Raw genomic sequence first — 21,153 nt, forward strand, 5'->3', positions numbered from 1 at the left:
GACCAGCACCAGCGGCGAACCGGGAGAAGACGGCCATGGTCTTCGGGCGCTCTGAACGACGCCGCAAGCACGACGCCCCCGACCCCGTCACCCTCAAGATCCTGGTGGCGGGCGGCTTCGGCGTGGGCAAGACGACCCTGGTGGGCGCGGTCAGCGAGATCAAACCGCTGCGCACCGAGGAACGGCTGACCGAGGCGGGCCGCCCGGTCGACGACCTGGTGGGCGTGGAGGGCAAGCGGACCACCACCGTCGCCATGGACTTCGGACGCATCACGCTCCGCGAGGACCTGGTGCTCTACCTCTTCGGCACCCCGGGCCAGGACCGCTTCTGGTTCCTGTGGGACGAACTGGCCCGCGGCGCCCTCGGCGCGGTGGTCCTGGCCGACACCCGCCGCCTGGCCGACTCGTTCGCCGCCGTCGACTACTTCGAACGCCGCGGCATCGCCTTCATGGTCGCCGTCAACTGCTTCGACGGCGCCGAACGCTACCCCGCCGAAACGGTTCGCGAGGCGCTCGACCTGGACGCCGAGGTACCGGTGATGCTCTGCGACGCCCGCGAGAAGGACTCCGTCCGCGACGTACTGATCGCCGTGGTGGAACACGCGATGCACCTGTCCACCCGCCAACGCGAGCCGGCCCTCCCGTAGCGGTGCCGAGGCACACGAGCGCGGCCCGTACCCCGCCGCCCGGGGGACGGGCCGTATGCCTGGGCGGCCCGTCGTCCGGCTGTCCGGGCAGGGCGTAATCCCGTCGCCCGCGGACGGTCCCGCGCCCTACCCTGCGCGCCATGGCTAAAGCACCCGTTTTCACACCCCGGGCGGACGACTTCCCGCGCTGGTACCAGGATCTGATCGGCAAGGCGGAGCTGGCCGACAACGGCCCGGTGCGCGGCACCATGGTCGTCCGACCGTACGGCTACGGCCTGTGGGAGCGGATGCAGCGGGAGATGGACGCCCGCATCAAGAAGGCGGGCGCGCAGAACGCGTACTTCCCGCTCCTGATCCCGCAGTCCTACCTGACGAAGGAGGCCGAACACGTCGAGGGCTTCGCGCCCGAACTGGCCGTCGTCACCCACGCCGGCGGCAGGGAGCTGGCGGAGCCCGTCGTCGTCCGGCCCACCTCCGAGACGATCGTCAACGCGTCCTTCTCCCGGTGGGTGCGGAGCCACCGCGACCTGCCCCTGCTGGTCAACCAGTGGGCGAACGTGGTGCGCTGGGAACTGCGCCCCCGCGTGTTCCTGCGCACGACGGAGTTCCTGTGGCAGGAGGGCCACACCGCGCACGCCACCTACGAGGACGCCCGGGACTACGCCGCGCGCATCCACCGCGACGTCTACACCGACTTCATGGAGAACGTCCTCGCCATGGACGTCGTACCGGGCCGCAAGACGGCCAGGGAGCGGTTCGCCGGTGCGGTCGACACCCTCACCCTGGAAGGCATGATGGGCGACGGCAAGGCCCTCCAGCTGGCCACCAGCCACGAACTCGGCCAGAACTTCGCCAAGGCCTTCGGCACGCGGTACCTGTCGGCCGACGGGCGGCAGGAGTACGTCTGGCAGACCTCCTGGGGCTCCACGACGCGTATGGTCGGCGCACTGGTGATGGCGCACGGGGACGACCACGGACTGCGCGTCCCGCCGCGGCTGGCCGCGGTGCAGGCGGTGGTCCTCGCCATCAGGGACGACGCGGAGGTCCTGGCCAAGGTGCGCGAGATCGGCGACCGGCTGGAGGACGCGGGGGTCCGCGTCCACGTCGACGACCGCACCGGCACGCCGTTCGGGCGCCGGGCCGTCGACTGGGAGCTCAAGGGCGTGCCCGTACGGATCGAGGTCGGCCCCCGCGACCTGGCGAACGGCACCGCCGTACTGGTCCGCCGGGCCGCGGGAAGCAAGGAGCCGACGGCGATCGAGGCGCTGCCCGCCATCCTGCCCGAGGTGCTGGAGGCGGAGCAGGCGCTGCTGCTGGAGCAGTCCCGCGCACACCGCGAGAACCACACCGCCGAAGTCACCACGGTCGACGAGGCCGTGGAGGCCGCGAGCGCCGGCTGGGCGCGCATCCCCTGGGACGCGCTGGGTCCGGAGGGCGAGGCGGAACTGGCCGAGCGGGGCGTGTCCGTACGGTGTCTGGTCGCCGCGGACGGCTCGGTGCCCGAGAGGGGCGATCAGCCGGGCAATGTCGCCGTCGTGGCGCGCGCGTACTGACCGGAGGGTGGGCCTGGCAGCCGGCGGAGGCTGCCAGGCCGCGGTCCGCCGGGGCCGGGCGGCTACGCGCCCGCACCCCCTTCGTGCCACCCGAAGCTCCGCTCCACCGCCTTGCGCCAGTTGCCGTATTCGCGCTCACGGGTCGGGCCGTCCATGTGCGGCGTCCACTCCGTGTCCCGCTTCCAGTGCGCCGTCAGCTCGTCCAGGTCCTGCCACACGCCGGTCGCCAGGCCCGCCGCGTACGCCGCGCCCAGACACGTCGTCTCGGAGACCACCGGACGGATCACGGGCACGCCCAGCACGTCCGCCTGGTGCTGCATCAGGAGGTTGTTGACGGTCATGCCGCCGTCCACCTTCAGTGCGGTGATCTGCACACCGGAGTCCTGGTACATGGCGTCCACCACCTCACGCGTCTGCCAGCTGGTGGCCTCCAGCACCGCGCGGGCCAGGTGCGCCTTGGTGACGTAGCCGGTCAGGCCGGTGATCACGCCGCGTGCGTCGGAGCGCCAGTACGGGGCGAACAGGCCGGAGAACGCCGGGACGATGTACGCGCCGCCGTTGTCCGGGACCTGCGCCGCCAGGTTCTCGATCTCGTCCGCCGAACCGATGATGCCCAGCTGGTCCCGGAACCACTGCACCAGCGCCCCGGTGATGGCGATCGAGCCCTCCAGGCAGTAGACCGGGGCCTCCCCGCCCAGCTGGTAGCCCAGCGTCGTCAGCAGTCCGCTCTTGGAGGGCACCGGCCGCTGCCCGGTGTTCAGCAGCAGGAACGAGCCGGTGCCGTACGTGTTCTTGGCCTCGCCGACCCGGTAACACGTCTGCCCGAACACCGCCGCCTGCTGGTCGCCCAGCGCCGCGGCCACCGGCACCCCGGCCAGCTGGCCCACCGCCGTCCCGTACACCTCCGCCGAGGAGCGGATCTCCGGCAGGACCGCCTCCGGAATCCGCATCGCGGACAGGATCGAGGTGTCCCACTGGAGCGTGTGCAGGTTCATCAGCATGGTGCGCCCGGCGTTGGTCACGTCGGTGACGTGCGCCCCGCCGTCCGTACCGCCCGTCAGCTTCCAGATCAGCCACGAGTCGATCGTCCCGAAGGCGATCTCCCCGGCCTCGGCCCGTGCCCGCAGGCCCGGCACGCTGTCCAGCAGCCAGGCCGCCTTCGGCCCGGAGAAGTAGCTGGCCAGCGGCAGCCCGGTGGCCGCGCGGAAGCGGTCCTGGCCGTCCGTGCCGCCCAGCTCGTGGCACAGCTGCGCGGTACGGGTGTCCTGCCAGACGATCGCGTTGTGCACCGGCCTGCCGGTGGCGCGGTCCCACAGCACCGTCGTCTCGCGCTGGTTGGTGATGCCGAGCGCGGCCAGCTGGTCGGCGCGCAGCCCCGCCTTGGCGAGCGCGCCCGCCACCACCGCCTGCACCTTCGCCCAGATCTCCTCGGCGTCGTGCTCCACCCACCCGGGCTTGGGGAAGATCTGCCGGTGCTCGCGCTGGTCGACGGCGACGATCGCGCCGTCCTGGTTGAAGATGATGCAGCGGCTGGAGGTCGTGCCCTGGTCGATCGCGGCGACGTACTTCTGCGCGGTGCCGTCCGTCATGTGCCTCTCCTGACTCCTCGTTGCCGGTCCGGGCCGCCTGCCGTGGCCGGTCAGAAGACCGCGTTGAACACCAGGCCGGAGAGCACCGCGCCGAGCAGCGGGCCGGCCACCGGAATCCAGGCGTAGGACCAGTCGGAGGTGCCCTTGTTGGGGATGGGTAGCAGTGCGTGGGCGATGCGCGGCCCGAGGTCGCGGGCCGGGTTGATGGCGTAGCCGGTGGGCCCGCCGAGCGAGAGGCCGATGCCCACCACCAGCAGCGCGACGAGCAGGACGTTGATGCCGGACCCGTAGACGCCCGCGTCCGCGCCCGGCACCTGCCCGATCCCGATGCCCTTGTTCTCGCCGAAGAACAGCAGCGGCAGCACCAGGCCCATGGTCGCGATGGTCTCGGTGACCAGGTTGGCGGCCGGGCTGCGGACCTCCGGCGCGGTCGCGAAGATCCCCAGCGTGGGCTGCGCCTTGTCCGCCTCCGCGTTGGCCGCGAACTGCGCGTGGTACAGCGCCCACGCCAGTACGGCACCGAGCAGCGCGCCCGCCATCTGCGCCGCCATGTACAGCGGCACCTTCGACCACTCCGTGCCGCCCGCGACCGCCGACCCCAGCGTCACCGCCGGGTTCAGGTGCCCGCCGGACAGCGGCGCCGCGGTGTACGCACCGGCGAGCACGCCGAAGCCCCACCCGAACGCGATGACCACCCAGCCCGCCGCGCGCGCCTTCGAATGGTGCAGGGTGACGGCGGCGCACACGCCGGCGCCGAAGAGGATCAGCAGGGCTGTTCCGATGATCTCGCCGACGAAGATGTCCCCGTTGGAATACATGGCTGGCTCCTTGTCCCCGGCCCGGGGGAGCGGCCCCCGGTCCTCCGTGCAGGGTGCGTACTTCCCGTGCCACGGGAGACGGCGGGCGCTCGGCCGCCGTGCCCCGCGCGGCGTCCGCGTCGAGCGTGCCGGTGCGCCGGAGCCGCCCATGGGGAGTCGGGCAGCGCGGAGCGCTGCCACGCGGCCGGGGAGCCCGGCTGCGGCGGTGTTCCGGCGGACACCCGGAAGTGTTCACCGCAGGTGACGGGCCGTCAAGGTGCCCGGGAGCGGAGGCCGTCAGTCGCCGCGCCGCCGTCCCCGGCGCACCTCGTACCCCGGCGCGCCGGGCCGCCCCAGCACCCAACTGCTCGCTCCGGTCAGCGACTTGGCCGCCTGCTTCAGCGGCGCCAGGGCCGCCGCGGCCGGCCCGTGACCGGTCACGCTGCCCGGCGCGCACACCACCGTCGCCAGCGACAGCGTCACCGGCAGTCCGCCCGCCGACCACGGCACGTCCAGCACCGCCGCCGCGAACGGCTCCAGCTCCTCCGGCCCCGCCAGCACCAGGAAGTCGTCACCGCCGATGTGGCCCACCCGCGCCGTGGACAGCTCCGCCGCCGTACGCGCCAGCGCCTGGCCCACGGCACGGATCAGCGCGTCCCCCGCCGCGAACCCGGCCCCGTCGTTGACCTGCTTGAACCCGTCCACGTCCAGCCAGCTCAGGGCGAACGCCCGGCCGTCCGCGACCCGCCGGTCCACCTCCGCGTTCACCGCGTCCGAACCGGGCAGCCGGGTCAGCGGGTTGAGCCGCGCCGCCTCCTCCACCCGGCTCTCGGCCAGCGCCCGCAGGATGTCGGCCAGGTGCACGACCCCCACGCACCGGCCCTGCTCGTCCACCACCGCCACATCGTCGCCGGTCCGGTCCCGGTCGCCGTCCGTCACCACGTCCAGCACCTCCCAGGCGGTGGCGTCGGCGCCCACCGTGCGCGGCCGGTCGGCCAGCCGCAGCGCCGGACGGTCGGCGTACAGCGCGTGGCCGTAGCGGCCGGACAGCGACAGCAGGAACCGGTCGCGGTCGATGGCCCGTACGGGCACGCCGTCCGGGTCCACCAGCAGCACGCCGGAGACCCCGGGGAAGCCCGTCAGATGGCTGCGGACCGCGCCCGCCGAGGCGGACATCGGCAGCAGGGCGGCGGGCTGGAGGAACTGCGTCACCGGCGGCCCGGACGGCGGCGGGAGCGCCCTCGTGCCGCCCGCGTAACCGCTCGCCACGGGCCCGTACCCGTCGGACGGCTCCGGCAGGAAGACATCGGCCGCCGGCCGCCGCGCGGGCGGCGCGAACAGGAACCCCTGCGCGAGCTGCGCGCCCGCCGCGCGCACCGCCGCGTACTGCCGCTCCGTCTCCACCCCCTCCACCGCCAGCAGGCTCCCCAGCACCTCGCACAGCTGCCGCACCGCCGCCACGGCGGCCCGCCCGCCCCGGTCGGCGTCCAGCTCCGCGCACAGCGAGGCGTCCAGCTTCACCAGGTCGGGGCCGAGGTCACCGAGCAGCCGCAGCGGCAGATCGCCGTCGCCGACGCCGTCCGCGCAGATCCGGTAGCCGTCCTGCCGCAGCCCGGCCACCGCGTCCAGCAGCGCCCGCCGCGGTACGTGGGCGAACGGCCCGCCGATGTCCACCGTGATCTCCCACGGCCGGCGGCCCACGTCCTGTACGGCCTTGCGCAGCGCGGTCAGCCCCGGCTGCTCGGCGAGGGTCGCCGCGAACACGTTGACGTGCAGCGGCAGCAGTGTCTCCTGGTGCGCGGCCGCCCGTACGCCCAGCCCGGCCAGTTCGGCGTCCAGGTCGGCGGACCGGCGGGCCGCCGTCAGCACGTCGCCGCGCTCGGGGCGGGCGAGTATCTCCAGGGCGGCGACCGAGCCGGTCGCCAGGTTCACGACGGGCTGGAAGGCGAATCGGAGCTGGTCCGTCCAGGCAGGCACGGCAGCAGCATGCCCACCGGAAACACCGGCGGAGCGCGATTCACGCACTGTTCACGCACGCTTCCGGCGCGCTCGGACGGCGGCCCGCGGCCGCGCGCTCCCGTGGCCGTCCTCACCGCACCGCGACCACCGCCGAGCCGTGCCCGAACAGCCCCTGGTTCACCGAGATGCCCGTCCGCGCCCCCGGCACCTGCCGCGCCCCGGCCTGCCCGCGCAGCTGCCAGGTCAGCTCGCAGACCTGCGCGATCGCCTGCGCGGGCACGGCTTCGCCGAAGGACGCCAGCCCGCCGCTCGGATTCACCGGCAGCCGCCCGCCGAGCGCCGTGGTCCCTTCGCGCAGCAGTGCGGCCCCCTCGCCTTCGGCACACAGCCCCAGATCCTCGTACCACTGGAGCTCCAGCGCGGTGGACAGGTCGTACACCTCCGCCAGCGACAGATCGTCCGGCCCGAGCCCCGCCTCCTCGTAGGCGGCGCGGGCGACGGAGGGCCGGAAGGCGACGGGCGGTTCGGGGACGGCGGCGGCCGAGTCGGTCGCGATGTCCGGCAGGTCCAGGTCCGTACGGGGATAGCGCGGCGTCACGGTGGAGACCGCCCGTATCCGTACGGGATCGGCCACCCCGCGTCTGCGCGCGTACTCCTGGCCGCACAGCACCAGCGCCGCCGCGCCGTCCGACGTGGCGCAGATGTCCAGCAGCCGCAGCGGGTCGGCGACCACGGGCGACGCGGCGACCTCCGCCGCCGTCACCGGCTTGCGGTAGCGCGCGTACGGATTGGCCGCCCCCGCCGCCGCGTTCTTCACCTTCACCCGCGCGAAATCCTCGGCCGTGTCCCCGTACAGGGCCATCCGGCGCCGCGCGTACAGCCCGAAATACGCGGGGTTGGTCGCGCCCAGCAGCCGGAAGCGCAGCCAGTCCGGGTCGTCGGGCCGGTCGCCGCCCGCCGGCGCGAAGAAGCCCTTGGGCGCCGCGTCCGCGCCCACCACCAGCACCACGTCCGCCAGGCCTGCGAGGATCTGCGCCCGCGCCGTGGCGATGGCCTGCGCCCCGGACGCGCAGGCCGCGTAGACGCTCGTCACCCGCGCGCCCTGCCAGCCCAGCGCCCGCGCGAACGTCGCGCCCGCCACATATCCGGGATAGCCGCCGCGCACGGTGTCCGCGCCGACGACCGACTGGACGTCGCCCCACTCCAGGCCCGCGTCGGCGAGCGCCGCCCGCGCCGCCACCGTCCCGTACTCGACGAAGCCGCGGCCCCACTTGCCCCAGGCGTGCAGCCCCACCCCGAGCACCGCGACGTCACCGGTCACACCCGCCCCCTGCCGTCATGCGGCACCGGCCGCCACCACCACGTCGTCCACACCGTCCCGGCGTCCTCCCCGAGCACCCCGGGCACCACCTCGACCGGCATCCCCACCCGCAGATCCGCGACCGTCACCCCCGGCGCCGCCTGCCCCAGCACGACCATCCGCTCCGCCGCCAGCTCCACCGCCACCAGGGTGTACGGCCGCCACGGCACCGCCGGGTCCGAGACGTAGGGCGGCGGCGGCCGGTACCGCCCGTCCGTGTACGACCACACCGTGCCGCGCCGCGACAGCGGTACCTCCGTCAGCTCCGTACCGGCGCAGCCCGGGTTACGGCAGAAGGAGTCCACCCGCGGGAAGAAGACCGCCCCGCAGTCACCACACCGGGTCCCCAGCAGCCGAAAGCCCGGCGAGCCCGGTCCGTTTCCGTCCCCGACCCCGTCTCCGTCTCCGGTGAACCACCCCTGGACCACCGGCTTGCGTGTACGTGCCACGGCACCTCCCGACAACCCGACGGACCCGCACCGAACCTGACGACCCGTCAGGAGTCTGCCACGCCCCGCTCACCCCACGGAACCCCCACCCCACCCGGTCCCTCCCCACCGCACAGAAAGAATCATGCCTTTCCCCCCGATTCCGGCTGAACCGGTTGGCTCCGCACGGCGTCCACCAAGGCAGGGCCGGGCGCGGGGCCGACGGGGGTGGTTCCGCGCACCGGCTCCATCGCCCTCAGCGCCCACCGTTCAGCACCCCCCGTGACACCGGAAAGTCGAAATACGTCTCCGGAAAGGTCTCCGGCGTGAAGGTGTAGTGCCACCACTCCTTGTCGTAGTTGCGGAAGCCGGCGCTCTCCAGGCCCTGCTTGAGCAGCAGCCGGTTCGCCCGTTGCCGTCCCTGCACCCGGGGGTCGAGGGTGTGCGCCAGGGTGTCGAAGCAGTCGAAGCCGGTTCCCATGTCGAGCGAGTTGTCGGGGAAGCGCTCCGCCTTCGGCGCGTAGCACTTCCGCAGGGGCTCGCCCGGGATGTACGGCCGGGTGGGCGGGCCCGGCAGCCGGACCAGGGTGAGGTCGACGGTGCTGCCGCGGCTGTGCCCGGACTTTTCGGCGATGTAGCCGTCACGGAAAAGGGTCGACTTGTCGATCCGGGGATAGAATTCGCCCTTCATGCGCTGGTCCTTGAGGTCCTTCGCCCAGTCCACGAAGTGGTTCACGGCGCGCTGCGGCCGGTAGCAGTCGTACACCTTGAGCGTGTAGCCGCGGCGGAGGAAGGAGACCTGGGCCCGGTGGAGGGCGCGGGCGGCGTCCCGGGTCAGGATGCACAGCGGCTCCCGGTAGCCGGTGACCGGTACGCCCATGAAGGTGTGCGGCGTGAAGTAGCGGATCTCCTGGCGGATCGTCGGGTCCACGTCGCGCAGCGCGACGAACTCCGGTGGCGCCGTCCGTGTACCGCCGCGTTCGGCGGCGTCGGTCTTCGGTACGGTGCCGGCGGCCTCCGGCACGGCGGCGGCGGTCAGGGCGACGGCGGCTGCGGTTACGGCGAGGCCGCGCAGCGCGGCAGCGAGTCTCGGCATGTCACCCGTCTACCACCGGCACCGTACGGCGCGTAAGGGACCGGCCGGGCGGCCCGTTCAGGCAGCCACCATCTCCACCACCGCCAGATCGCCCGCCTGATGCACCCCGGCCACCCGCAGCCCGGCTCCCGCGGCCAGCTCCGTCAGCTCCGCGACCCCGCGCTCCCGCGCGCCGAAGTAGACGAGCATGCGCAGGTCCATGCCCGTGTGCACCGACTCGCCGTCCGCGCCGACCCGTTCCACGACCAGCACCCGGCCCCGCGCCCCCGCCGCTTCGGCGCACCGCCGCAGGATCGTGCGCGCCGCGTCGTCGTCCCAGTCGTGCAGGATCGCCGACAGGACGTAGCCGTCCGCGCCGGGAGGCAGCGCTTCGAAGAAGTCCCCCGGCACGGCGTCCCCGCGGTCCGCCAGCCCGGCCGCCGCCAGCGTGGCGCGGGCCGCCCGTACGGTCTCCGGCTGGTCGAACACGGTTCCCCGCAGCGTGGGGTACGCGGTGAGCAGCGCCGCCAGCAGCGTGCCGTTGCCGCCGCCGACGTCCACGATCCGTCCCAGCGAGCCCCAGTCGAAAGCGGGCACCACGGCCTCGGCCCACGCCGCCACGTCGGCGCCCATCTCCGCGTCGTACTCGGCGGTCCGCTCCGGGGCCGCCCGCAAGTCCTCCCAGAAGGAACGGCCGTAGAGCCGGGGGAAGGCGGCCTCCCCGGTCCGTACGGAATGCGGCAGCGCCACGAACGCGAGGTCGCCCCGGCCGAGCGCGGTCTCCGTGTCGAGGCGCCGCCGCACGCCGGACGGATGGCCGTCGCGCAGCTCCTCGCCGCGCGGCAGCAGTCCGTACCGCCCCTGGGCGTCCCGGCTGAACACCTTCACCGTCACCAGGTGCCGCAGTAGCCGCTCCAGCACACCGGCGTCGGTCCCAATGGCCGAGGCCAGTTCCCGCGCCGTCCGCGCCCCGTCCGCCAGGTGATCGGCCAGCCGCAGCGTCGCCGCGGCCCGTACCGCCATCGGTGTGACCAGGTCCGCGAGCGTGCCGATTCCGTGGTCCTCGCCGTCGGTCATCGTGTCCGTCCTTCCCGCCGTGCGCCCCGGTTCCGCTGTGCGAACGCATCAATCTACGGATTCGGCGGACTGGCCGACCAATGAATAACCAGCCGTCTATGAGGCGCCGTCGGGAAGCCCGCGTACTCGTACGCGATATCCGACCTCGCCGCCACCCTGCCGCTCGACCACCACCCGCCCGTCCTCCAGCCGCGTCCCGAAGCGCTCGACCTCCGGAGGCCGCCAGCCGTCACCGGCGTCCGGCACGACCAGACCCCCACCGTGCCGGCCGGGCTCGGGCGCCCACACCTCCAGCTCCGTGGCGCCGTCCGCGCCCGCCACCGGCAGGACCGCACCGGCGCGCGCCAGCACCGGGACGCGTGACAGCGGGGCGTCCACCAGCGCCTGCCCCGGCCCGTCGTACGCGCGCCCGCTCGCCGTGTCGTACCAGCGGCCGCGCGGCAGCCGCACCGCCCGCCGCGTCACCCCGGGCCCCAGCACCGGCGCCACCAGCAACGCGTCCCCCAGCAGGAAGGCGTCCTCGCAGTCGCGCAGCTTCCGGTCGCGCGGCGCGTGCCACCACACCGGACGCACGTACGGCGCCCCCGTCAGCCGTGCCAGCTGCGCCAGCGTCACGAAATACGGCAGCAGGCGCACCCGCTCCAGCAGCGCCGCCCGCGCGTGCTCCAGCACCTCGGCCCCGTACTCCCACGGCTCCCGCCGCCCCGCGGTCATCGCCGAGTGGGTACGGAACAGCGGCAGGTACGCGGCCATCTGGAACCACCGCAGATACAGCTCCGGCGACGGCACCCCGGAGAACCCGCCGACATCCGGACCGCTGTACGGAACACCGCACAGACCCATCCCCAGCACCAGCGACAGCGACGCCCGCAGCCCCGGCCAGCCGGTCGCCACATCGCCCGACCACGTGCCGCCGTACCGCTGCATGCCCACCCACCCGGAGCGCGAGAACAGGAACGGCCGCTCCTCGGGACGCAGTTCCAGCAGCCCTTCATAACCGGCGCGCGCCATCGCCAGCCCGTACACGTTGTGCGCCTCCCGGTGGTCGCCGCCCCGGCCCTCCAGCGCGTGCCGCGCCGAGCGCGGCAGCGACGGATCGCCGAACGCCGCGAACGACACCGGCTCGTTCATGTCGTGCCACACCCCGGAGAAGCCCTGCGCCACCCGCTCCGCGTACAGCCCGCCCCACCACTTGCGCACCCGCGCGTCCGTGAAGTCCGGGAAGACCGCCTCACCCGGCCACACCACCCCGCGCACCTCCCGGCCCCGCGCGTCCCGTACGTACGCGTCGGCCGCCGCCCCGCCCTCGTACACCGCGTTGCCCGGCTCCGCCTTCACCCCCGGATCGACGATGGACACCAGCCGTACGCCCTCCGCGCGCAGCTCCCGCGCGAGACCGGGCAGGTCGGGGAACGCCGTGCGGTCCACGGTGAAGACGCGGTGGCCGTCGAAGTGGTCGATGTCCAGATGGACGGCGGACAGCGGCAGCCCGCGCTCCTGATAGCCGGAGACCACCCGCCGCACCTCCGCCTGGCTGCCGAAACCCCACCGGGCGTGCTGCGGGCCCAGCGCCCACGCGGGCGGCAGCGCGGGCGCCCCGGTCAGCGCCGTCCAGCACTGCAGGACACGGGCCGGCGTGCCGACCAGGATCCAGTAGCGCAACGGGCCGCCGTCCATCCGCAGCTCGGCGCGGCCCGGCCGGTCGTGCCCGGACCCGGCCCCCTCCACGCCCTCGCGCAGCGTCACCGCGCCGTCCCAGGAGTTGTCGTGGAAGACCAGATGCGTACCGGCGTCCGCCACCACGAACTGCACCGGCATCGTGACGGACAGCGGATCGTCGCCCGGCACGAACGCGCCGCCCGGGTCGGTGTTCCACAGGCGGTACGTTCCGGCGCGCAGCCGCGGCCCGGCCGACCGGCCGCCCAGCCCGAAGAACCGCGCGTCGGCCGCCACCTCCGCACGCTGCACCCACCGCGAGTCCCCCGCCCGTTCCCCCGGTACGCCGCTCCCGTCGCCCGGTACGCCGTCGCCGTCCCCCGGCACCCGGTCCCACCAGCGCGGCGGCAGCTCCCGCCGCAGCACCACACCGCCCGGCGTCCGGACGTCCACCGCGCCGTGCCGCGAGACCGCCACCGTCACCCGCTCCGCCACCACCCGCCAGCCGCCCTCCGTATCGGGCTCCAGCACCGCCCGCGCGTCCGGTTCCGGGCACGCTCCGGCCAGCGCGTACGACGGCTCCGGCGCCGCGCCGTCCCAGCCGCAGAACACCGCGCCGCCCGCCGCCACCCGCACCCGCAGCGACGAGCGCGCGAAATGGATCACCCCGCCGCCCGGCCGCGGCTCCGCGCGCACCGCCGCGCCCGGCACCCGCGCCCGCTCCGGGCCGCGGCGCGGCAGCTCCAGCGCGTCCGCCCGGCGCCGCCGCCACGCCCACCGCCACGTCCGCAGTCCCCGTACTGAGGTGAGGGCCCGGACGGCCCGGACCGCACCGGCCGCCTCGTCCCGTCGCGGCCATCGCACCGACCGCCCCTGATCACGCCCGTCCATGCTGCTCAGCCTGCCATCGACGGTGCGGCGCGGGGGCCCCGTTCAGCTGCCGTTCACCTGGGAAGCACCGGGAGCCCACCCATGGCACACCGGTGCCGCCCGCGCGGCCCGCCCCGGCCGCCGGGGCAGGCCCGGAGCCGCCCGCCGCCCCCGAATGTGCGGCCGACCCTGGCGCACAAGTCGATCACGTGGCATCGTCCTGCCCAGCCGTGTCACACGCACGCGCCCCCGCGCTGCGCCCGGGGTGATCCCCCGGCCGTACGGGGACCACGCAACCGCGTACCGCACGCCCACACCGCGTCCACGCAACGCCGCGTACAGCCGGGAGCCGATCATGACCACCGCACCGCCGTCCGTCCCGCAGCCGGAACCCCTCTGGCAGCCCGGCCCGGACCGCATCGCCGCCGCCCGGCTCACCCGCTTCCACGACTGGGCGGCCGCCCAGCACGGCGCCCCCGCGCGCGCCTCCGGCGACCCGGTCGCGGACTACGCCGCGCTGCACCGCTGGTCCGTGTCCGAACTGCCCCGTTTCTGGCAAGCCGTCGCCGACTGGTTCGACGTCCGCTTCACCAGCCCGTACGAGACCGTGCTCGCCGACCGCGCGATGCCCGGCGCCCGCTGGTTCCCCGGCGCCACCCTCAACTACGCGGAACACGCCCTGCGCGCTGCCGAGGACCCGGCCCGCGCGGACGCGCCCGCGCTGCTGTACGTGGACGAGACCCACGAACCGGCCACCGTCACCTGGACCGCGCTGCGCGCCCAGGTCGGCTCCCTCGCGGCCGAGCTGCGCCGCCTCGGCGTACGGCCCGGCGACCGCGTCAGCGGCTACGTCCCCAACGTCCCGCAGGCCGTCGTCGCCCTCCTGGCCACCGCCGCCGTCGGCGCGGTGTGGACCTCCTGCGCCCCCGACTTCGGCGCCCGCAGCGTCCTGGACCGCTTCCAGCAGGTTGAGCCGGTCGTCCTGTTCACCGTCGACGGCTACCGCTACGGCGGCAAGGAACACGACCGCCGCGACACCGTGGCCGAACTCCGCCGCGAACTGCCCACCCTCCGGGCCGTCGTGCACATCCCCCTCCTCGGCACCCCCGCCCCCGAAGGCGCCCTGGAATGGGCCGACCTGACCTCCGCCGCCACCGATCCGGTCTTCGAGCAGGCCCCCTTCGACCACCCCTTGTGGGTCCTGTACTCCTCCGGCACCACCGGGCTGCCCAAGGCCATCGTCCAGTCCCAGGGCGGCATCCTCCTGGAACACCTCAAGCAGACCGGCCTGCACTGCGACCTCGGCCCCGGCGACCGCTTCTTCTGGTACACCTCCACCGGCTGGATGATGTGGAACTTCCTCGTCTCCGGCCTCCTCGTGGGCGCCACGATCGTCCTGTACGACGGCAGCCCCGGCCACCCGGACACCGCCGCCCAGTGGCGCATCGCCGAACGCACCGGCACCACCCTCTTCGGCACCTCCGCCGCGTACGTCATGGCCTGCCGCAAGGCCGGCGTGCACCCCGGCCGCGACCTCGACCTCTCCACCGTCAAGTGCGTCGCCACGACGGGCTCCCCGCTGCCGCCCGACGGCTTCCGCTGGCTGCACGACGAGGTGGCCGCCGACCTGTGGATCGCCTCCGTCAGCGGCGGTACGGACGTGTGCAGCTGCTTCGCCGGCGCCGCGCCGACCCTGCCCGTCCACATCGGCGAACTCCAGGCGCCCTGCCTCGGCACCGACCTCCAGGCGTGGGACCCGCACGGCAAGCCGCTCGTCGACGAGGTCGGCGAGCTCGTCGTCACCAACCCCATGCCGTCCATGCCCGTCCGCTTCTGGAACGACCCCGACGGCACGCGCTACCACGACAGCTACTTCGACACCTACCCCGGCGTCTGGCGGCACGGCGACTGGATCACCCTCACCTCGCGCGGCTCGGTCGTCATCCACGGCCGCTCCGACTCCACCCTCAACCGCCAGGGCGTACGGATGGGCTCCGCCGACATCTACGAGGCCGTCGAACGCCTCCCCGAGATCCGCGAATCCCTCGTCATCGGCCTCGAACTGCCTGACGGCGGCTACTGGATGCCGCTCTTCGTCCACCTCGCGCCCGGCGCCGTCCTGGACGACGCGCTGCGCGACCGCGTCAAGCGCACCCTGCGCGAACAGTGCTCCCCGCGGCACGTCCCCGACGAGATCATCGAGGCGCCCGGCGTGCCCCACACCCTGACGGGCAAGCGCATCGAGGTCCCGGTGAAGCGGCTCCTCCAGGGCACGCCACTGGAGAAGGCGGTCAATCCGGGATCGGTGGACGACATCGAACTGCTGCGGTTCTACGAGAGGGTCGCGGCGGAGCGGGCGACGGTGGAGCGGGAGGCGGCCGGACGGGCAGCGGTCGGACGGGCAGCGGTCGAGCCGTCGGCGGTGGAGCGATCGGCGGTCGAGCCGACGGCGGTGGAGCGGGAGGCGGCTGAGCCGGGATCGGCCGAGCCGGGGTCTGGTTCGGCCGGGCCGCGTTCTGGTCCGGCCGGGCCGGTGGAGGGCTCCGGCGCTGCCGGGAAGTAGCCGCGCGGGCCGTCCCGGGCGGCCGCTGTCAGACCCCCCGACTACTCTCAGTAATCAGTGCGGCGCATGGAGCGAGTCGCACCCACCGACCGAGGGGGAGTCATGGCAGCACCGTCCCGACACACCACACCCGCCGACCCGGGCGGCCCCGCCGCCGCGCGCCGCATGCTGCGCCGCGAAGTCCCCAGCACCGCCGCCGTCCTGGCGGACGCGCAGGACTTCGCGGCCATGCGCCGCTACCGCACCTTCCCGTTCGACGACCACACCGCCTACCTCCAGCAGATGGAGACCCTGCTGCGCTCCCTGACCGCCCAGGGCATCCACACCACCGTCACCCTCTTCGACCCGGTCGCGTACGAAACGTTCTGCACCGACGCCGACCTGGACCCCGACCGCCCCGACAGCCGCTCCCGCTACACGGCCGAACTGGCCTGCACGGGCGCCACCGTGCCGTACCGCGGCGAGTCCCTGACCCGTCTGCTGCCCCTGCTCATCGACGAGGCGGAGCGCCAGGCGACCTGGGAGCGCGCCACCGCCCTCCTCGCCCGCACCGGCGCCTGCGCCGACTGCGGCGAGGACCTGGCCCGCGCCGCCTTCGCCCGCGCCTCCCGCGCGGTCACCTCACTCCTGGACACGCTCGGCGACGGCACCCACCACCTGGTGTGCAGCGTCCCCGCGAGCGGCGCCCCGCTCCTCGCCGTCCTGCACGCCGCCACCGACGACGACGGGCGGCTGGAGCTGTCCGAGGCCGCGACACTGCTCTTCTGCACGGTCCTCGCCGTCGGCATCGCCCTGCGCAGCCCCGGCGGCATCGTGTCGCGCACGACCGGGACCGACGACCGCGACGCGGTCCGCGGCTGGATCCTGCGCGACGCCTGGCTGCACCCGCTCAGCGCCGCCGAGGTCTTCACGGCCTACTGCACCGACGCCGACTCCGGCGAACCGGTCCCGCCCGAACACGGCGTCGACTACCGCTCGGGGCTCACCCTGCCCGACCCGCCACCGACGGAAGGCCACGACCACCACGGTCACCGGTGACGGGAGCCGCGGGGGAGGAGCGGGCGCCCCCGGCGCCCGCCGAAAACGCCGGATGGCCGCCCACCGGAAACGCCGGACGGCCGCCCCGCCACAAGGGCGGGACGGCCGTCCGTACCAGCTCAGCCGCGCTCCGGCTATCCGGCGATCACTCCCCGGAAAGCACCGCCTGCGCGGCGGCGCGCGCGTCCTCGGCGGTGTCCGCGGCCCGCGCCGCGGCCGCCGCACGCTCGCACTGCGCCAGCGTGTGCTTGGCCAGCGTCGCGCGCACGTAAGGAATCGACGCCGCGCCCATGGACAGGCTCGTCACGCCCAGGCCCGTCAGCACACACGCCAGCAGCGGATCGGAGGCCGCCTCGCCACAGACACCACAGCTCTTGCCCTCGGCCTTCGCGGCCTCGGCCGAGACCGCCACCAGGTCGAGCAGTGCCGGCTGCCACGGGTCCTGCAGCCGCGATACGGCACCGACCTGACGGTCGGCGGCGAAGGTGTACTGCGCCAGGTCGTTGGTCCCCAGCGACAGGAACTCGACCTCCTGCAGGATCGACCGGGCACGCAGCGCGGCGGACGGAATCTCCACCATCGCGCCGAACTTCGCCTGCAGCCCGGCCTCGCGGCACGCGTCCGCGAACGCCTTCGCGTCGGTCCGGTCGGCCACCATCGGGGCCATCACCTCAAGGTAGACCGGCAGCCCGGCGGCGGCCTCGGCCAGCGCGGCCAGCTGCGTACGGAGCACCTCGGGGTGGTCCAGCAGCGTCCGCAGACCGCGCACGCCCAGCGCCGGGTTCGGCTCGTCGCCCGGCGTCAGGAAGTCCAGCGGCTTGTCCGCGCCCGCGTCCAGCACGCGCACCACGACCCGGCCCTCGGGGAAGGCCTCCAGCACCTTGCGGTACGCCTCGGCCTGCTTCTCCTGCGACGGCGCCTTCTTGCTGTCGTCGAGGAAGAGGAACTCCGTACGGAACAGCCCGACGCCCTCGGCACCCGCCTCCACGGCCGCCGGCACGTCCGAGGGGCCGCCGACGTTCGCCAGCAGCGGCACCTTGTGCCCGTCCGAGGTGGCGCCCGGGCCGGTCGAGGCGGCCAGCGCGGCCTTGCGGGCCTCGGCGGCCTGCTCAAGCTCCGCGCGCTTCTCGGGGCTCGGGTTCACGAAGATCTCGCCGGTGCTGCCGTCGACGGCGACGACGGTGCCCTCGACCAGTTCGCCCGCGCCCGGCAGCGCGACCACGGCCGGCACCCCCAGTGCCCGCGCGAGGATCGCGCTGTGGCTGGTCGGGCCGCCCTCCTCGGTCACGAACCCGAGCACCAGCGTCGGGTCCAGCAGCGCCGTGTCGGCGGGCGCCAGGTCCCGCGCGATGAGCACATACGGCTCGTCGCTGTCCGGCACGCCCGGCATCGGCACGCCCAGCAGGCGCGCGACGATGCGGTTGCGCACGTCGTCGAGGTCGGCGACCCGCCCGGCCAGGTACTCACCGGCACCCGCCAGCAGCGCCCGGTAGGCGGCGAACGCGTCGTACACACCGCGCTCGGCGGTGCTGCCCACGGCGATGCGCCGCTCGACGTCGGCCATCAGCTCGGGGTCCTGGGCCATCATGGCCTGGGCCTCCAGCACGGCCTGGGCCTCGCCGCCCGCCAGGTTGCCCCGCGCGATCAGATCGGCGGCCACAGCTTCCACGGCCTTGCGGGCACGCCCCTGTTCGCGCTCCGCCTCCTCCGCCGGGATCTGCTTGGCCGGCGGCTCCAGGACCGCCGTGCCCATGTGCCGCACCTCGCCGATCGCCACACCGTGGCTCACGCCGACGCCTCGCAGCGTTGTCTCCATTTCACCCGTCTCCGGTTGGTGCGGCGGCCCACTGCCGCCGCGGTGGATGTCGTACGTGCCGTCAGGGACGGCGGCGGGTCACTGCCAGCTGAAGAGCTGCTCGCCGGCCTTCACTTCGCCGTCCTCGACCACGTCGCCGAGGGAGTCGGCGGTGGCCTCCAGCGCGACGACGGGGCACACCGGCGACTTGCCGGCGGCCTCGACGGCGGCCGGGTCCCAGCGCACGACGGCCTGGCCGCGGGTGACGGTGTCGCCCTTGTTGACGAGCAGCTCGAAGCCCTCGCCGTTGAGCTGGACGGTGTCGATACCGAGGTGCGTCAGCACGCCGTGGCCCTCGCCGTCGACGACGACGAACGCGTGCGGGTGCAGCGAGACGACGACGCCGTCCACGGGCGCGACGGCCTCGGAAGGCTCACGGACGGGGTCGATGGCGGTACCGGGACCCACCATCGCGCCGGAGAACACCGGGTCGGGCACGGCCGCGAGTCCGATGGCGCGTCCAGCAAGCGGGGACGTCACGGTGGTCATGGGAGTCCTCCCAGGGGTGGAGATGTATCAGGCCGCCGTCACTACCTGTCCTGGACGGCGTGCCGATCAGAGCGTAAGTCATAAGAAGTGAGGGTTCCGCATGCGCAACACCGCCCCCGGAGCCCCGGCTCCCGGGGATTCGATTTGCCCCGTCCGGCGCAGCCCTGTACTGTCTGACACCTGCCCCGGTCCGACAGAACGCGATCACTTCGCGGCACGGACGGAGGCGGCACTCCATCAGAACTGATCGAGATTTTCGACCGCGCTTCTGCATGCCTGCGGAAATACGGTGGATCGAAAGCCCGAAACGGCCTGATAGAGTGGTGGAACACCGAAGGGAAGCGCCCGGAGGGTCCGGTGAAACGGGACCGAAGGAAGCGTCCGTTCCTTGAGAACTCAACAGCGTGCCAAAAGTCAACGCCAGATATGTTGATACCCCGTCCACCGGCAGCAGCCGGAGGATGAGGTTCCTTTGAAAAGCCCACCGGCATCCATTGTGGTGCGGGTGGCACACACAGCGAGGACGCTGTGAACGGGAAGCCTATTCCGCTTCCTGTTCCGCTCCCGTGTGTGTAACCGGGATAGCCCGGAAACATTCACGGAGAGTTTGATCCTGGCTCAGGACGAACGCTGGCGGCGTGCTTAACACATGCAAGTCGAACGATGAACCTCCTTCGGGAGGGGATTAGTGGCGAACGGGTGAGTAACACGTGGGCAATCTGCCCTGCACTCTGGGACAAGCCCTGGAAACGGGGTCTAATACCGGATACGACACGGGATCGCATGATCTCCGTGTGGAAAGCTCCGGCGGTGCAGGATGAGCCCGCGGCCTATCAGCTTGTTGGTGGGGTAATGGCCTACCAAGGCGACGACGGGTAGCCGGCCTGAGAGGGCGACCGGCCACACTGGGACTGAGACACGGCCCAGACTCCTACGGGAGGCAGCAGTGGGGAATATTGCACAATGGGCGCAAGCCTGATGCAGCGACGCCGCGTGAGGGATGACGGCCTTCGGGTTGTAAACCTCTTTCAGCAGGGAAGAAGCGCAAGTGACGGTACCTGCAGAAGAAGCGCCGGCTAACTACGTGCCAGCAGCCGCGGTAATACGTAGGGCGCAAGCGTTGTCCGGAATTATTGGGCGTAAAGAGCTCGTAGGCGGCTTGTCGCGTCGGATGTGAAAGCCCGGGGCTTAACCCCGGGTCTGCATTCGATACGGGCAGGCTAGAGTTCGGTAGGGGAGATCGGAATTCCTGGTGTAGCGGTGAAATGCGCAGATATCAGGAGGAACACCGGTGGCGAAGGCGGATCTCTGGGCCGATACTGACGCTGAGGAGCGAAAGCGTGGGGAGCGAACAGGATTAGATACCCTGGTAGTCCACGCCGTAAACGTTGGGAACTAGGTGTGGGCGACATTCCACGTCGTCCGTGCCGCAGCTAACGCATTAAGTTCCCCGCCTGGGGAGTACGGCCGCAAGGCTAAAACTCAAAGGAATTGACGGGGGCCCGCACAAGCGGCGGAGCATGTGGCTTAATTCGACGCAACGCGAAGAACCTTACCAAGGCTTGACATACACCGGAAACATCCAGAGATGGGTGCCCCCTTGTGGTCGGTGTACAGGTGGTGCATGGCTGTCGTCAGCTCGTGTCGTGAGATGTTGGGTTAAGTCCCGCAACGAGCGCAACCCTTGTTCTGTGTTGCCAGCACGTCCTTTCGGGGATGGTGGGGACTCACAGGAGACTGCCGGGGTCAACTCGGAGGAAGGTGGGGACGACGTCAAGTCATCATGCCCCTTATGTCTTGGGCTGCACACGTGCTACAATGGCCGGTACAATGAGCTGCGATACCGCGAGGTGGAGCGAATCTCAAAAAGCCGGTCTCAGTTCGGATTGGGGTCTGCAACTCGACCCCATGAAGTCGGAGTCGCTAGTAATCGCAGATCAGCATTGCTGCGGTGAATACGTTCCCGGGCCTTGTACACACCGCCCGTCACGTCACGAAAGTCGGTAACACCCGAAGCCGGTGGCCCAACCCCTTGTGGGAGGGAATCGTCGAAGGTGGGACTGGCGATTGGGACGAAGTCGTAACAAGGTAGCCGTACCGGAAGGTGCGGCTGGATCACCTCCTTTCTAAGGAGCTTCTAGGCAGCCGTGAGGTTGTCCAGAGCCACTACGTCGGCGAATGTCCGACGGTGGTTTGC

13 protein-coding genes, 1 rRNA gene and 1 pseudogene are annotated in these 21,153 nt (G+C 72.8%); 5 read left to right on the forward strand and 10 right to left on the reverse strand.

Annotated features, from left to right (window positions below; translation table 11 throughout):
- The first annotated feature begins 35 nt into the window (after window positions 1–35).
- Window positions 36–647: a GTP-binding protein gene (locus tag CP973_RS16500; protein ID WP_150241438.1), complete on the forward strand. Its 612-nt coding sequence runs from the start codon at window positions 36–38 to the stop codon at window positions 645–647.
- A 140-nt stretch (window positions 648–787) separates the two neighbouring features.
- Window positions 788–2,200, forward strand: a complete 1,413-nt coding sequence (gene proS / locus CP973_RS16505; RefSeq protein ID WP_150241440.1) for a proline--tRNA ligase — start codon at window positions 788–790, stop codon at window positions 2,198–2,200.
- A gap of 62 nt (window positions 2,201–2,262) precedes the next feature.
- Here the strand turns inward: proS and glpK are convergent, their stop codons facing one another.
- From glpK to CP973_RS16545, 8 genes are all read right to left on the reverse strand, one after another.
- Window positions 2,263–3,789, reverse strand: coding sequence for a glycerol kinase GlpK (gene glpK, locus CP973_RS16510; RefSeq protein WP_150241442.1), 1,527 nt, complete (start codon window positions 3,787–3,789; stop codon window positions 2,263–2,265).
- A 50-nt stretch (window positions 3,790–3,839) separates the two neighbouring features.
- Window positions 3,840–4,607, reverse strand: a complete 768-nt coding sequence (locus CP973_RS16515) for an MIP/aquaporin family protein (RefSeq protein WP_150241444.1) — start codon at window positions 4,605–4,607, stop codon at window positions 3,840–3,842.
- Window positions 4,608–4,883: 276 nt separating this feature from the next.
- Window positions 4,884–6,563, reverse strand: a complete 1,680-nt coding sequence (locus CP973_RS16520) for a GGDEF domain-containing protein (protein WP_150241446.1) — start codon at window positions 6,561–6,563, stop codon at window positions 4,884–4,886.
- A gap of 112 nt (window positions 6,564–6,675) precedes the next feature.
- Complete coding sequence (locus tag CP973_RS16525) at window positions 6,676–7,866, reverse strand: lipid-transfer protein (protein WP_150241448.1); 1,191 nt, start codon at window positions 7,864–7,866, stop codon at window positions 6,676–6,678.
- Window positions 7,863–8,354, reverse strand: coding sequence for a Zn-ribbon domain-containing OB-fold protein (locus CP973_RS16530; RefSeq protein ID WP_208853195.1), 492 nt, complete (start codon window positions 8,352–8,354; stop codon window positions 7,863–7,865). Before CP973_RS16530 ends, CP973_RS16525 begins: the two co-directional genes overlap by 4 nt.
- Before the next feature lie 235 nt (window positions 8,355–8,589).
- Window positions 8,590–9,429, reverse strand: a complete 840-nt coding sequence (locus CP973_RS16535) for a M15 family metallopeptidase (RefSeq protein ID WP_150241450.1) — start codon at window positions 9,427–9,429, stop codon at window positions 8,590–8,592.
- 57 nt (window positions 9,430–9,486) lie between these two features.
- Window positions 9,487–10,485 (reverse strand): methyltransferase, encoded by a 999-nt coding sequence (locus tag CP973_RS16540; protein WP_150241452.1) that lies wholly within the window; start codon window positions 10,483–10,485, stop codon window positions 9,487–9,489.
- Between the two features lie 96 nt (window positions 10,486–10,581).
- Window positions 10,582–13,032 carry a glycoside hydrolase family 31 protein gene (locus tag CP973_RS16545; RefSeq protein WP_150241454.1) on the reverse strand — a complete coding sequence of 817 codons (2,451 nt, stop codon included), beginning with the start codon at window positions 13,030–13,032 and terminating at the stop codon, window positions 10,582–10,584.
- 334 nt (window positions 13,033–13,366) lie between these two features.
- On the opposite strand from CP973_RS16545, the pseudogene CP973_RS16550 reads away from it, so the two are divergent.
- A pseudogene (locus tag CP973_RS16550) lies at window positions 13,367–15,370 on the forward strand (acetoacetate--CoA ligase); the annotation flags it as partial.
- Between the two features lie 306 nt (window positions 15,371–15,676).
- Complete coding sequence (locus tag CP973_RS16560) at window positions 15,677–16,612, forward strand: hypothetical protein (protein ID WP_150241456.1); 936 nt, start codon at window positions 15,677–15,679, stop codon at window positions 16,610–16,612.
- A gap of 145 nt (window positions 16,613–16,757) precedes the next feature.
- On the opposite strand, the gene ptsP is transcribed toward CP973_RS16560, so the two are convergent.
- Window positions 16,758–18,428: a phosphoenolpyruvate--protein phosphotransferase gene (gene ptsP / locus CP973_RS16565; RefSeq protein WP_150241458.1), complete on the reverse strand. Its 1,671-nt coding sequence runs from the start codon at window positions 18,426–18,428 to the stop codon at window positions 16,758–16,760.
- Between the two features lie 78 nt (window positions 18,429–18,506).
- Window positions 18,507–18,956 carry a PTS sugar transporter subunit IIA gene (locus tag CP973_RS16570; protein WP_150241460.1) on the reverse strand — a complete coding sequence of 150 codons (450 nt, stop codon included), beginning with the start codon at window positions 18,954–18,956 and terminating at the stop codon, window positions 18,507–18,509.
- 595 nt (window positions 18,957–19,551) lie between these two features.
- Here CP973_RS16570 and CP973_RS16575 point away from each other — a divergent pair.
- A 16S ribosomal RNA gene (locus tag CP973_RS16575) occupies window positions 19,552–21,082 on the forward strand.
- Window positions 21,083–21,153: the final 71 nt, after the last annotated feature.

This window comes from Streptomyces albofaciens JCM 4342, assembly GCF_008634025.1.
Lineage (GTDB): Bacteria > Actinomycetota > Actinomycetes > Streptomycetales > Streptomycetaceae > Streptomyces > Streptomyces albofaciens.